Source organism: Cryobacterium sp. 10S3, assembly GCF_034344045.1.
Lineage (GTDB): Bacteria > Actinomycetota > Actinomycetes > Actinomycetales > Microbacteriaceae > Cryobacterium > Cryobacterium glucosi.
Genome location: NZ_CP133773.1, coordinates 2,387,285 through 2,401,291, shown reverse-complemented (window position 1 = coordinate 2,401,291; position 14,007 = coordinate 2,387,285). Strand labels below are relative to the sequence as shown.

Annotated in this window: 10 protein-coding genes; 6 read left to right on the top strand and 4 right to left on the bottom strand. The window is 58.2% G+C overall.

Translation table 11 applies throughout. From position 1 onward, the window contains the following. Positions 1 to 12: 12 nt before the first annotated feature. The 5 genes from RHM57_RS11290 to RHM57_RS11275 all read left to right on the top strand — a co-directional run bounded on the left by RHM57_RS11290 (position 13) and on the right by RHM57_RS11275 (position 5,077). Entirely contained in the window at positions 13 to 258 is a 246-nt protein-coding gene (locus RHM57_RS11290; protein WP_322188147.1) for a hypothetical protein, read from the top strand. Further along, entirely contained in the window at positions 144 to 914 is a 771-nt protein-coding gene (locus tag RHM57_RS19605; RefSeq protein ID WP_416173090.1) for a metallophosphoesterase, read from the top strand. Before RHM57_RS11290 ends, RHM57_RS19605 begins: the two co-directional genes overlap by 115 nt. A gap of 70 nt (positions 915 to 984) precedes the next feature. Further along, positions 985 to 2,286 (top strand): ISL3 family transposase, encoded by a 1,302-nt coding sequence (locus RHM57_RS11285; protein WP_322135197.1) that lies wholly within the window; start codon positions 985 to 987, stop codon positions 2,284 to 2,286. 522 nt (positions 2,287 to 2,808) lie between these two features. Continuing rightward, positions 2,809 to 4,590 carry a hypothetical protein gene (locus RHM57_RS11280; protein ID WP_322188145.1) on the top strand — a complete coding sequence of 594 codons (1,782 nt, stop codon included), beginning with the start codon at positions 2,809 to 2,811 and terminating at the stop codon, positions 4,588 to 4,590. A 181-nt stretch (positions 4,591 to 4,771) separates the two neighbouring features. Then, positions 4,772 to 5,077 (top strand): hypothetical protein, encoded by a 306-nt coding sequence (locus RHM57_RS11275; RefSeq protein ID WP_322188143.1) that lies wholly within the window; start codon positions 4,772 to 4,774, stop codon positions 5,075 to 5,077. Positions 5,078 to 5,345: 268 nt separating this feature from the next. On the opposite strand, the gene RHM57_RS11270 is transcribed toward RHM57_RS11275, so the two are convergent. Beyond that, positions 5,346 to 5,768 carry a hypothetical protein gene (locus RHM57_RS11270; protein WP_322188141.1) on the bottom strand — a complete coding sequence of 141 codons (423 nt, stop codon included), beginning with the start codon at positions 5,766 to 5,768 and terminating at the stop codon, positions 5,346 to 5,348. A 933-nt stretch (positions 5,769 to 6,701) separates the two neighbouring features. Between RHM57_RS11270 and RHM57_RS11265 the strand changes: the two genes are divergently transcribed. Then, complete coding sequence (locus RHM57_RS11265) at positions 6,702 to 9,515, top strand: SIR2 family protein (protein ID WP_322188139.1); 2,814 nt, start codon at positions 6,702 to 6,704, stop codon at positions 9,513 to 9,515. Positions 9,516 to 10,254: 739 nt separating this feature from the next. Here the strand turns inward: RHM57_RS11265 and RHM57_RS11260 are convergent. The 3 genes from RHM57_RS11260 to RHM57_RS11250 all read right to left on the bottom strand — a co-directional run bounded on the left by RHM57_RS11260 (position 10,255) and on the right by RHM57_RS11250 (position 13,951). Continuing rightward, the gene (locus RHM57_RS11260) at positions 10,255 to 11,118 is read right to left on the bottom strand and encodes a hypothetical protein (RefSeq protein ID WP_322188137.1); all 864 of its coding nucleotides are present in this window, start codon (positions 11,116 to 11,118) and stop codon (positions 10,255 to 10,257) included. Continuing rightward, a complete protein-coding gene (locus tag RHM57_RS11255) occupies positions 11,115 to 12,179 on the bottom strand; it encodes a hypothetical protein (RefSeq protein ID WP_322188135.1) in 1,065 nt (354 codons plus the stop codon). The genes RHM57_RS11260 and RHM57_RS11255 overlap by 4 nt, the downstream gene beginning before the upstream one ends. A 599-nt stretch (positions 12,180 to 12,778) precedes the next feature. Beyond that, positions 12,779 to 13,951, bottom strand: coding sequence for a tyrosine-type recombinase/integrase (locus RHM57_RS11250; protein WP_322188134.1), 1,173 nt, complete (start codon positions 13,949 to 13,951; stop codon positions 12,779 to 12,781). Between the last annotated feature and the right edge of the window lie 56 nt (positions 13,952 to 14,007).

Below are 14,007 nucleotides of genomic sequence, written 5' to 3'. Positions count from 1 at the left end.
TGGAACTGGACCATGAGGCTTGAAGATATGCCCGAAGCAAACTGGCGCGATGAGTGGCCCGAGTTTCGAGTTCGTCTAGTCGACGAGACTTCTCGGTGCCTTGCCGATCAGCAGGCGGCCTCGACCGACGGACAGCGGCTACGTTGGGACACTCTCACGAGCGTGCAACGCGGCAACCTGGTGGAAAACCTCGTTGCTGTCTTCATTGCCCAAGATCAGGCGATGCAGAACCTCATCGAGCGGGGATTGCTCCTTTGAATCGTCAAGACTTGTTGCGTGAGAGGGCCTCTTCATCGGCCGCGGCTACGCCCGAAGACGAAACACACGTTGTCGTCGCCGGCGACTGGCATGGAAGTTGCGACTGGGTCGGCAAAGCCATCCCGTCGATCGCGCGCCATACCCCGAGCGTCAGGACGATCCTGCACGTCGGCGACTTCGGAATTTGGCCAGGGGTAGGAGGCCAAAAATTCCTCGACGCGGTCGACTTCTGGTGCAACAGGGCCGGGGTCTCGCGCGTCCTCGTGACTCCTGGGAACCACGAGAACTGGGGTTGGCTCAACGGAGAATTTAACGCGAAACCCGGCAAGCCCGTGGCGCTGAGCCCCGTAGTCGTGGTGCTTCCCCGCGGCTATCGATTCGAGATTGGAAAGAGGAACTTCGCATCATTCGGAGGCGCGGCTTCAGTGGATTTCGAGATGCGATCACTGGGCATGGATTGGTTCCCCGAAGAACTGCCTACTTCATACGATGTCGAGCGAGCGATCAGTGGTGGTCAAGCGGATGTCCTGTTGACTCACGAAACCATTGACGGGGGCACACCCGCTTCGGAGCACATGCTCAGGAGCAATCTAATGCGATGGAGCCCGAAATCCGGCTCTCCTGACGTTACCGTGGGTGGTTTCCGAGCGCCTTAACGAGTGCACGCCGCTCTCCGTCTAGGTTTCTAACTGACAAAGGCAAGAAACACAGGGACGAGAAAACGGCGTGCAAAACTCAACACTATGGCGGACTCTGCTCGGAGTCGACAAAACCATCGTCGAAGCGGTCGATCTCGACGCGGATACGGGCATGCTGGTCGCGTCGGTGCGCCCAACGGCATCGATGCGGAACCGGTGCGGGGCCTGCCGGAAGCGCTGCCCGCGCTACGACGCCGGTGACGGGCGGCGCCGCTGGCGATCCCTGGACGCCGGCTCGGTGCAAATCCACTTAGAAGCTGCGGCGCCGCGGGTGAGCTGCCGGGTGCATGGCGTGACGGTCGCCGCCGTGCCGTGGGCCCGGCATCAGAGCGGGCACACTTTGTTCTTCGATGACCAGGTCGCGTGGCTGGCCACGCAAACATCCAAGTCCGCCATCACCGTGCTGATGCGCATCGCGTGGCGCACCGTGGGCGCGATCATCACCCGGGTTTGGGCAGATACGGAGAAGCAGTTCGACCAGTTCGCGGGCCTCACCCGGATCGGGATTGACGAGATCAGTTACAAGCGCGGCCACAAGTACTTGACCTGCGTCGTGGACCACGATTCTGGCCGTCTCGTCTGGGCGGCACCAGGCCAGGACAAGGCCACCCTCGAGACGTTTTTTGATGCGTTGGGGCCGGAGCGTTCGGCACTGATCACGCATGTTTCCGCGGACGGTGCGGCCTGGATCGCCAGTGTTGTCGCGGAACGAGCGCCGAACGCTGTTCGCTGCGCTGATCCGTTCCACGTCGTGAAATGGGCCACCGAGGCCCTCGATGAAGTCCGCCGGGGCGCGTGGAACGAGGCCCGCAAAGCCGCCCGGCACAACGATGCCCGACGCACTCGCGGCCGGCCCCCAGCCGACGCCCCGGCACGCCCAGACAGCGCCCGGGCGACGGGCATCAAGAACTGCCGATACGCGCTTTGGAAGAACCCGGAAAACCTGACCGAGAAGCAACAAACGAAGCTCGCCTGGATCGTGCAGACCGACCCCCGGCTGGCTCGGGCGTACTACCTGAAGGAAGGCCTCCGTGTGATCTTCAAACTGCCTCTCGAGGAAGCGACCGAAGCTCTCGACAAATGGGTTGGTTGGGCTCGCCGCTGCCGCATCCCGTCCTTCGTGAAACTGCAGAAGAGCATCGTGAAACACCGCACCGCGATCCTGGCCTCCATCGAGCACAGCCTCTCCAACGGCCGCGTCGAATCCATGAACACCAAGATCCGCCTCATGACCCGCATCGCGTTCGGCTTCAAATCACCCGAGGCCCTCATCGCCCTCGCAATGCTCAGCCTCGGCGGGCACAAACCCGTGCTTCCCGGCCGGGACTAACCCACGGAAGAGTCAGGAGAGCCCGAAATCCCTCGAATACTCGAGCCAGTCGCGTACGCTCGTAACGCGAGTCTGGGCCGAGGTCGCCCCGCATATGCTCTTCCATGGCCACATGCACGTCGCCGATAGCATCACGCTGCCTTCTGGACAGCAGGTGGTTTCGCTCGGCCGCGACGGTCAAACGAGGAATATCGCTCTCCTTGAACTTTCGACGCTGAGCTGGAAATGGCAAGAGGTTGAGCCGAGAAGATTCCGGTGATCGCCATCAATCTGATGGATCTCCTATTGCTCAATGGCGTTTGAGGTAATTTGGAGGACTTTTAAGAGAACCGTCGGCACTTGGTCTCTCGTTCATAACTATCGACGAAAGAGACCCTCAACTTCGCTACGTATCGGCAGACGACTGCGATCCAGATGCCACTAGGCGGTAGGCTCGCGGCAATTGCCAAGTTCGCTGTGCTGGACCCCGCAATCCTTCGGAGAACCGATGGGGCAACATGTTCGCGTCTACGAAAGGTACCAATGGACGCTAGAGAGAGCCGCGAGTTTATGTGGCAGTTCCAGCATATCTTCCGACACCATTCGGAAGAGTTGGTGAATAAGGCCCTCCTCGCAATCGGGCTTCCCGCTGCACCCGAGGTGCTCCTAGTCGGGTTCCGGGAAAGCGGCAACTATCCCCACCAAATCTGTGTTGAGCCGGAAGACGGCGAATTCCGGTCCTCGCTATTCATAGCTGCGATGTCAGAAGCTGAGAGAGCTTTCGCCTCGGACCCGCTTCGAGAAATATTGGTATCTAACGCGCGATTGCAGCAGCAACGCACTGAGCGCAGTCGCGAGAATGCCCGCCGCGAAGCGCTGAAAGCGGCATTGCACGCGTCGCCGCGTGGAAGCGATCGCTACTTCTTCCCTGGTTACGCGGGAAGGGTGGGCAATTACCGCATCTACCCGGTGGTCACCGTATTACGATCTCGCTGGGACACGGCGCCGTCACTCCCGGACGAGATCGACCCCACTGTGCCGAGGACTGACCATCTGAGCTACGCCCAGTCGCTGCAGCACGCAGTCGTCCGTGCTGCCTTGGGCGAGATGACACTCGCACTCGCACTTTCCCCGGAGCCGGAGGGCCTGCGGACTTGGGCTTCGGATTTGGTGGGTGAATCAGTGAGGCAGGCTACTAACAATTTCGTCCGCGGGATTGTTGTTCGTTTTGGGAATGAGTATGGAGGCGATCTGTTCAACGCGATGAACGCAGTCTCAGCACAACCGTATGAAGGCCGGACGGGCGTCGGAACGCTTCTCATGAGCAAGTCAGACGCCAAGGGCATCGACGCCGATGTGGCGTTCAAAACGAGGATCCCGGTTTCGGAGACCCGCGCGCTACGCAAGGCGCTCGAGATGACTGGGCCGGACCTCGCGCTTCTCACTGATGGCTCCCACGCCCGTGGACTCGGACACCTTCACGACTCCACCGCGACCGGAAATCATATCGAAATCACCGTGACAGGTCGCGGTCAGTGGGCGCTTGGTATACCGGATATGGCACTACTAGCCGTCGAGAACGGTACAGCCTCGCTTCCCCGGGATCGAATCAACCGGACGAAGTTTCTCGATACCGTCGACCGCGTCTTTGGTGGGGCCGGCGACGGAGCGGCCCTCTGGGCGCTGACCGAGGCCGCCGTCCAGCAACAGCACGGGACAATGCTCGTCGTTCATGCCGATGCGGAAGCAGAAGCGGAGCGGCTTGCTCCACAGGCCCTCGCGATCACGCCACGAGCGCTCAGCCAGCACAGCCTTTCGAGCCTCAGCGCCATCGATGGGGCGATCCTGGTGACACCAGATGCTCAATGTCACGCGGTTGGCGTCATCCTCGACGGGCGCGCGGTGGCCGGGGTCGGTGACGCCTCCCGGGGCGCACGATACAACTCTGCCTTGCGATATCACCAAGGAGCGCACGATGGCACGACGATGATCGTCATCGTCAGCGAGGACGGCATGATCAACCTCTTGCCTAATCTGCATCGTCGAATTAGCCGAGTTTCGGTAGCGCAGGCAGTTGATGACCTACATGGCGCCTCGGAGCCCCCAGTCGATTTCGAGAGAGCCTGGAAGCGCGCAGCTCGCGTGCGTTCAATCGCTTTTTATCTCTCGGAGGAACAGACAGCGGCGGCGAACGCCGCGTTTGAAGCAGTGGAAAAAGCGAGGGAAAAAGCGACGCTCGCAAGCGGCAGACCCGGGATTACCCGGGTCGGTTATGACCTATTGGTTACTGACCCGCGAATGAACGACAGCTACTTCCTCGACTAGCAAACTACAGCGCTGATCGCCCAGGCAGCCGGACGGGCGCGAACCCATTCGCTCGCGCCGCGCCCGGAGAGCGGGCGACTCTGTCTTGTGCGGCCAGGAAAGGGACTCGCGATCGCCGCGAGTCCGTTGCTGATACCAATCGGTCTCGTACCTTCACCCAGCCACCGCTAGATTAAAGCCCATGAATATTCAAGAAATAATCGACACCGTCAATAAGGGTCTGGCAGTAGACGGCCATGGCCCTTTTGAGTCAAGCAATGAGACGGAATCGTTTCACCGCACGGTCGTGCGCGGTACCCTCGCCGGCCGCGACATCAGCGTCGAGATCGACGAAGATGACGAAACTAGCGAATACCAAGTTTCGATCACCCTTCGTGATTTAGATACCGACCAGCCAATCGGCCGAGGCAACGGTGGCCCCACCTTGCAAGACGCTGGCTCAATCTTCCAGTGGAAGAACGCAGTCAGCGACCTCAAGTTGCTCTAGGAGAAGTCGTCTCCTTCACGCAGGAGCTTTCTACGAGAAGGAAGATTGTCTCTCCGCGGGTTCTGTGAAGAACATCTTCGATGACTCCTCCGCCAGCTAAGCGCCGCGTCAACAGACACACGGTGAGTATTTGACGCTTTGAGCAGCACCCTCTCGTGCGTTTCAAATGAGCGGGTCGCTGGTGGGTCGTTGCTGGTCAGTGCCCACCCCTCCTGTGCGTTTGTCGGGCATCGATGGCGGATATGGCGCTCGGAGTGCTCGGCGTTCCCTACTGGTCGGCCGCCGCCTTGAAGATAGGGATGCTGCAGTTCTTCTCAAGGGACGGATGCTTGCCTGATTCGGGGCAGAGCGCCACAGCGCACACACAAGCCTTCAGGTGCAGGAGGCTCAGTGGAGCAATCGAACCTGCCATGGCAAGTTGCACGGCGTGCTTCAGTATCACCCGCGCGGCGGCCGAGAGGACCTTTGATCCAGCGACTGTCTCGCCAATGAGCTCATCGACGACCATGCCTGGCGCTGCAAGAAGGCTCTGCAATCCCAAGGCGACCTGCTCGAAGAGTTGACATAGGACGTGACCAGTGTGGCGGATTCTTTTCCCGGGCGGTGTGAGTGCGTCGATGAGCTCAAAGGTCGCCTCGCGAAGCTGGTCGTCAGGATCGCCGAGCATCAGGCCCACGACTTGCTCGCTCAACGGATTGATCGGATGGGATTTGCCGCTGTGGTTCCGCGACGCCGGGACTGGCGTTGTGCGAATGTCGCGGGATGGTAGCCATGTCGTCGGGGTCCGCGTCACCCATCCGGACGATAACGACGCGCTCGCCCCATGAACCGGGCAACGTGCGCTCCCAGATGAAGTGCGATGCCCCGTGACAGGCGCGGTGCACTGGCCATATGCCATGGTTCCCCCTAGATCCGTGCCGGCCCTTCCAAGCCACGGGCACGGGTTGTTCGCGCCCGCGTCAACCATCGGTCAGATTCTTGACGCGCGACTTCATCAATTCTATGGGCCTGCTGTGCTCACCTCATCAAGACCGTACTATCCGCGAGTGAACCGGGCATTCGATCCTCGGCTATGGCCTGGTCGAACATGCCGCCCTTGACCTTTCGTGTCTGCTCAGGAAAGTAACGCTGTGTATCGTCGCCAGCCTCGAGGAATTGAGTGGCCTTACATGGGCGAATCCTTGCGGGCTGATATTGACGACAACGCTGAGATCCCCTGGACTCGCGATTAGTTCAGAACCTCAAGCTGGGAACTGATATCTTTTTGCTGATAAATCAATAAAACGCCCTTTTACGCTCGAAGTTAGCCGTCAATCACGGACTCTAGAGAAATGTTGGATGACGACGCCGTCTCGGCGCTTCGACGCAATGGGGTCACACTATTTCATGACTCATTGGGGCGGCATTGGATAAGAGACTGCTAAGCGCGTTAGACAGGCGGAACCTCGTCTTCATTGTGGGTACCGGGTTCAGTGCATCAACGTCCGACAACGCTCCATATGCGACTTGGCGAGGCCTGATCGAGGATGGGATAGAACGGGCTCTATCCCTCGGTTCCAAGCCCACTTGGGGAGATCAGATCCGTGGCAACCTCAGCTACGGCTTCGACGAAGATGATACAGACATGATCCTTGGCAGTGCTGCTGGCGTAGTGAAGGAGCTGGAAAAGCACGGTCCATATGTGATGCCGAAATGGCTCAAAGAGACCGTCGGAACACTGGAAGCGAAGCGTCCAGCTCTCGGGAAAAGCCTCCGGGCACTCCCGTACCCAATCCTCACAACCAACTACGACGGATTGCTCGAGAACAATGACCGCCGAGCGATCGACTGGACCAATTCCGCGGAAATGCAACAGATCATCGCGGGGGGATCGCGTTCAATCGGTCACCTTCACGGGATTTGGTCGAATCCTTCATCGGTGGTCTTCTCCGACAAAAATTACGACCGGCTTCTAGAGAGTGAGGCCGCACAGAGTCTCCAGCGCGCCGCTTCAACGCTCAAATCCATCGTCTACGTCGGTTTTGGTTCCGGACTCACGGACCCGAATTTCTCACGCATGATTGATTGGCACCGTAGCCACTTCTTCCCCTCTGCCGTCGACCATTTCAGGCTCTGTCGCACTCGCGATCTGGATGGGCTGAGGGCTGAACACGGAACGGACCACATAATTCCGGTCGTCTATGGAGACGACTATGACGACCTTCCCTCTTTTCTGGAACAATTCACCAGGCAAGACATGGTTGAGCTTTCCAAGGCTGGCATTGCACGGGACCTCGTCGGTGAATCCCAGACTGATTTTGCCGAAGAGATGAAGGGCGAATCGATACTTGCAGAGACCCTAGACGGCATTCTCGACCGGCCAATGTCGGATGTGATACTTCCGCCAATTCTTATTCCAGTTCCTCACGCGGAGTACATCAACGCGCGCACCAAAAAAAGCACGGCCAGGGTGGCTCGTTTGGATCCCGCCGAGGAAATAAAGCTCGGTGACGTGCTGATTATCGCCGCGGAAGAGAACTCCGGTCTGACGATGGCAGTCAAGTGGATGACGCTTGAAGCCTCGCGTTTTCTCGTAGGGGCCGCGCCCATTTATGTGCCATTCCAGACCTGCAAGAAGACTCGTCGACCGATTCAGGAACAAGTGCGAGCCGAAGCGCAGCGCCAGCAACTCATTCGCAAGCGCGATGAGGCGCTCCCACCCTACGTACTGGGTCTGGACGACTTCACCCCATACGTTGACAGAATTTCAGAGGCGGCACTAGCCGAGATCGCCGAGTCTGAGGCTCTGTTGACGATCATAGGCTGTGCGCAAGGAGTCGAAGATGAGCTGGCAAGACGCCTCAAGAGGCTCGGTGTAAGCGCTCGAGTCCGCTATCTCGGAAAGTTGAGCGCGGCCGATATCCGGAACTACGCGCGTCTCGTTTCACCATCCGATTTCGAGAGCCTAGCTGAGCAAGTCTTGACCGCGCTTCAAGTCGAGAATCTCGCGAAGACTCCATTTACGGTGTCTCTTTTGCTCTTCGTGCTTGTCCAGGGTGGAAGATTTTCAGCGAACGCTTCACAGACCTCGATCCTCGACGACTTTGTCGGCTTACTCCTGGGACGCGGCGACCCGCATGACGATGCCCGGTTCGGTTTGGATCAAAGTGCGCGAGAAGCAATCCTGAGCGGGCTGGCCCAAACATTTGTTGAGGCAGGAGTCGGTGGACTCACGGAGATTGACGTTCAGGAATCGTTCCAGGCTGTGTTCGATAAATTCGGGTGGATCGAGTCCACGTCTGAGGTATTGGGGAGTTTCATCGACCGTAAGGTCCTTCGGCGGAAAGGCCGATACATCGAGTTTTCCCGAAGCAGTTTCTTGCATCTGTTTGCCGCCAAACGGGCTACTCTCGACAAATCGTTCCGGTCGAAGCTACTCGAGCGACCGATCTACTATTCAGCCGCGATTACTGACTACGCCGCTCTCTACCGACACGACGCTGATCTGTTGGGCCAACTCAGTGAACTTCTGAAGAGAGAGTACGCAACGACTGCCCACGGCAGCATGTTCGAGTCACTGGAACTCGCCCCGCCACGTTTACACGACGAAGGTTTCGACGACCTTGAAGAATTGGGTTCGACCGGCGCCGAGGCCGATCACGCGGCCGACACCCTCGTCATGCGGGATTTGCACGACGATTTCTTCGACAATAAAGATGACCGCGACCTCCCACCTTTTCCAACAACTCATGAAGACGATGTCCCTCCCGCCGTTCAGCTCTTCCGTACACTCGACCTCGTTTCCACTGTGCTTCGGGACTCAGACCAGGTCGAGGACCTTGATCTCAAACAAGCGGTGCTCGCCGACGTGTTGGAGAAGTGGGGCCTAGCCATGGACGTCATGCATGAAGACTCCTCATTTAATGAATTCTTGAAGCGTCTTCTCATCGATCTCGAACTGGCAAAGCCAGAGAAAGACGGTGGGAAAGCATTGTTGGAAGAACTGGGCAAAGCGATCCCGGCGGCCATCACGTTAGGGGGTATCGAAACCACGCTGTCCTCGCGCAAACTCACCCTCCTCCTAGAGCGGGTGATGAACGATTCGAACAAGCCACCTTCTGAAGAGAGCGTCATTATGGCCTGTTTCTTTCACTTCTCCCTTCGGGAACCCGGTTGGCCAAACAAGCTGACGACGCTCCTGAGGAGTCAGGGAAACATTTGGATTGTCCGCAATTTTCTGCTGCATCTGCTTACATACACATTCCAGATGGACGATGTCGAACCGGACGATGCCGAAGACTTACTTGACCTCTGTGCACTCATAATTCAGCGATCAAGCAACTACAAAGACGAACCGGAGCAGCGTAGACATCGTGCGGAGATCACCAGCGACCTGCAATCCGCTCGCCTGAAATCTCGGGTGCGGAAGGGGTATGCGAAGTCAATTGCAGTCGTATAGAGCAAGCACTTGCTCGCCCACTCTTCGTTCATAGGCTCAAGCTACTGGCCAATCGGCGGGCTTGCTTTCAGTTTGGTGAATGTGGCAATTCGTGGATATGGCCACCGAGATATCGAAGCGCTAGTCATCTTCGGGAGGCGGCGGCCGCCGGAATTCCAGTACATTCTCGCCGTCCGAACTCAACCTCTGAACATCCTCGGCATGCGCCTGTCGTGATGCAGCCAGATCACTTTCCAAGACTTGGACTAGGCGTCGCGACTCAGCCAACTGGCGAGTCGTGGCTCGGGCGTCGGACACGAGACGTTCATGTGTAATGCGAAGCTCGGCATAAATCTCAGGATCCACGGCGGCCGGTTCCTCGAGTTGCGAGCCCAGCCACCGCCTTCTTTGAGCTTGAAAATCTGCGATGGACGCCTTTAACTCGAGAATCAGTTTCTTGTCTCGCTCAACTCGAGACAGGAGTGTCGCCCTGTCGGCAAGATATCCAGCACCGTCTCGCCTTCGCATCGATTCCAGAGTTGTTCTCGGTGTTCGATATGCCGTGGCAGCGGCCGTGACCGCTCCGTGCAACGCAGAGTGACTATGTATGAATTCCCTGGACACTTTGGCCGCCCGCGCTACGCCTGCGATTGTCACCCGGGTGCCATTCCTGCTCATCTCGTCGAGAGCGCTGAGCACGTCAGTCTTCTTGTCCGCTGACTCCTGTGCTCTGTGCCGCCGGAGCGCATCGATCGCGGCTTCACTGGGAATTTTGAGCACCTCGTAATAGCTGTCGTAGGTCGATTCTCCGTGGTGAAGTCGCCCGTCGTCTCACATCTGCCATTTGCTCAAGTGCCGCGCTAATGGCCGCACCCTCTTCGTCCTCGAGTCCATCAATGTATTCGTCTATGCCGTCGATTATGGTCGTGCAGTCCGCAATTCGGGCCGTGTAGTGGTCGAGCATGTGAGATGCAGCCCGGATAATTCGAGCTCGCTCCAATTGAACCTTGAGGTGTTGGCGCTTTGCGGCCATTCCGTCGCGCTCGAGTGGGTCGACTAGGAAGAACGGACACGACTCGCATGCATGGCTTAGGGCGCAGGAATGGCCATTGGAGGATACGTTCTGAGGTTCCGTACACGTACCCAATGTGACTGCGATCTTGCCGAAGGAGTCGCGTTCATAGTCGATATCGACTGGTTGGCCGAGGAGATTCAGGCGCCGCGGCGGGATCGCTGAGAGCGCCTTCTTGCGGCGCTTGGCGGTCACGGTGAAGTAATCCATCGTTGTGTTGAAGTTCTTGTGTCCCATGTAGTCCTGAAGGACTTCCGGAGTGGTCGTTGACCGCCCTTCACTGTCCGTCGCGTCAGCGAGTCGTTGTGCGAATGCGTGCCGGAACGAATAGGGGTCGATAGTCGACAGATCGAAATGGATTAGATTGCCCTCTGCCCCTTCTACCGGGCCCACGAACGGCGCTCTCTCCGCAATTGTCTCGAGCAGTTCGGCGATTCGGAGGCCGAGATAACCGGCTGAATAGTGATGGTCCTTCACCATCTTCTGGGAGGGGAAGAGCCACTTCGACTCGATGCTGGCATCCCGCTTGATCTGTTGCCAATCCCTGATCACATCGTGAGTTTCCTGGTGTATCGGCAGGCGCTTGCCTTTGCCCCAAGGCGGTTTTCCTTGCTGCCATTCGAGGTAGGGAGACCCTGAGAGTCGTACGAGATGCAGTCGTCCAGGAGGCGGACAGTTTCTCCTGTTCGCCGTCCACAACGCTCTTGAACGAAGATCAGTGCGCGCGCTTCGGCGGTTCGGTATGGATCAATACGATCGAGAATCTCGAGGTGGTCCATTACCCAGTCGATGATCGGCTGCGGCACGAACCGGAAGGGTTCATCTGCGTTACTGGCGGCTGAGGTTTGGTGCCCAATCGCTATATGCAACGTCGGATCAACGTCGAATTGAGCGGGCACGTCATTCCAGAACAGGGCCTGTTCTTCGTCTCCTCGCGCGTAACGGACCACTTTGGCTATGTCACCAATGCGCCGGCGCTGCACTTGCGAGTCGCCCCACTTCGCCCGGATTGCTTTCACTACCTCGGTCATGTCTGCGCGTCCGAGCGAGTGAACAGGGGTGTTTCTCTGACGCAGGATACCGTCGGCGACCACCCAGGCGCTCTGGATTCCGTGGAGGTCCCCATGACCGCGGGCGGCGCCTCTGGCCCAGGCGGAGACTGCGTCAATGATCCAAGCGGTTTGGACCTTACGAAGGTCCAAGCTAGCTTCACGACCAATTGATTGGCTAGTCCGTCGGAGCTCAAGGTCACTGTAGAAGATCACTTTGGGATCTCGCTCGTCGACGCCGGTCCAATTGCGGTACGCATCATCGATGAACCATTGAAGGTCTTTGAGGAACCCGATTACGTTGTGATCGCTTTTTGCCTCCTTCTCCCTTCCGAGCATGACGTCGCCGACGACCGAAGTTCGGTCATTGCGTCTGAGACTGAGGTAGCTGACGCGAAGATCTATGGGAGTCAAACGTGCCTTGCCTCTGCGGTCCCGCTGTTGGATCGCATAAAGCAGTTCCCAGCGCAGTGGCTCCCGTAACAAGCCGAACGGGGTTGCGGCGGATTGGGCGAAGGTGGTGCGGGCAACCGGGTCAAGGAACGGCTCAACTACCAGATTCAACCAGTGCTCGATTGTCTTTACTGCGTTCTCATCGTGGCGATCAGCCCAAGCGCGGAATCTACGGTGGTGTATTCCGCATAGGTCATCACGGTTGGATCGGTCCGCTTGACAGCCGACGAACGAGCATCGCCGTCGTGCCGGTAGAGACTTGGGCTCTTGCTCAGCTTTCCATGTGTCAACGTCGTAGGAATCGTCCTCTGATTGCGTACGCAAGGCACTGTAACGGGCGTAGTGCGTCACGCATATCCCCAAAGACCCGTGGCTTCGCTCACATCCCGCGACGCTGCAGCCGACGGCAGCGGAGAGTCGAATGCGGGGTGTCGCAATCCACTCCTCTCTCGTCACGAGTCCTTCTTTGCCCAGCGCCCTCCAATGAGAGATGCAGCTCGGACATAACAACCCGTTTTCGAAGAGCACTCCGCAGTCGATACGGCTGCAGACCGTCAGCGTGACATCGGACCTTCTCCAGTCAGGAGTGTAGATCAGCGACTCAGCATCGAATTCTCCCGTCCTCCAATTCGAGAGAACGAGAGACCGCAAGTGATCCGTCCAAGTGACGGCCTTGTCTTGCGTCGGCGTGATAAGCGCTTGTGAGAGTTTCATGGAGTCGCTCCAAGATCGATTCGCCGTGGTGTTAACGCGCTCAAAGCGACCCGTTTCGCGTTCTCTAAGTCGTGGGCGTAAGTCCGTGTAGAGGTGATGCTCCGGTGTCCGAGCAGGTCTTGGACGACCTCGAGCGGCTGTTGATCACAGTCGATACCGCGGACAAGGCGAGTGGCGAAAGTGTGCCGCAGCATGTGGGGACCTGTCAGGAGAAAATTGATCCGCTTAGAGCATCGAGCGATAAGCCTCTCGACTCCGGAATAGCGCATTGCGTGCCCTCTCGCATCGCCAGGCGTGTATATATTGACGAAGAGATGAGGTGACGGATCAATCTCGCCGAGCATCTTATGACGGTCGATTGCGTACTCGATGTACTTGTCGACGAGATCGTCGCTGGCAAAGAGAAGCCGTGCCTGGCCTTTGGCCCGCTGTCCATTCTCTGTGGGGTTGTCAGTGCGAACGTGAAAATGCGGATCGACCGCCCGACACCCAAGTTCGGCCGACCCGCCGCCAAAATGCAAATCTTCGATGAAAAGCGAGAGCGCTTCGCCGACTCTGATGCCTGTGTAATACATCAGATCTATTACGAGGCGATCCCGGGCATTGAGCTGGATCGTTTCCAGTGCAAGTCGTGCTGCGCCGTCGCTGATCCATCCCGGATCTTCCAGCTCGGATGAACTATCAGCCGTCCTGAGTTCATCGGCGAGGACCCGCCTTCGCGCGCCGTGCTCGCCACCGGCCGCGGTGCCGGCTGCGAAGTACTTGACCTGCGTAAGCCGGCGGCCGACGTCAGTTGTCAGTAAGTCTTCACCGTCCGCCCACTCATAGAAAGATCGGACGGGCGTCATCCACAGAGCGATAGTTTTCGGGCTCCGAAAGAACTCTCGTCCGTTTGGCTTCCTCGCTGGTGTGTTCGCTACTACCTGCCGCCAGAGTGCAATGTGGTGAAGCGATATCGCCCGCCAATCGCTCGTCAGTACGGTCCAGGACAGATACCAGGCGAGGCGCGCGCCATAGTGTTTCACAGTGTTCGGCGAGCGGCCCGTGTTCCTAAGAAATTGCAGCCAAGAAGAGGCAATGTGAAGCCGGTCGTCTTCATCGACGATCACGAAACAGTCGCCAGCCTCGGTTGTTGCAGTGGTGAGCGTATACGCCGGATTGCTGAGCATTCCACCACGCTACTATTCGCCCTAGTAACTGACACGGCCAGATATACGAGTCAGGA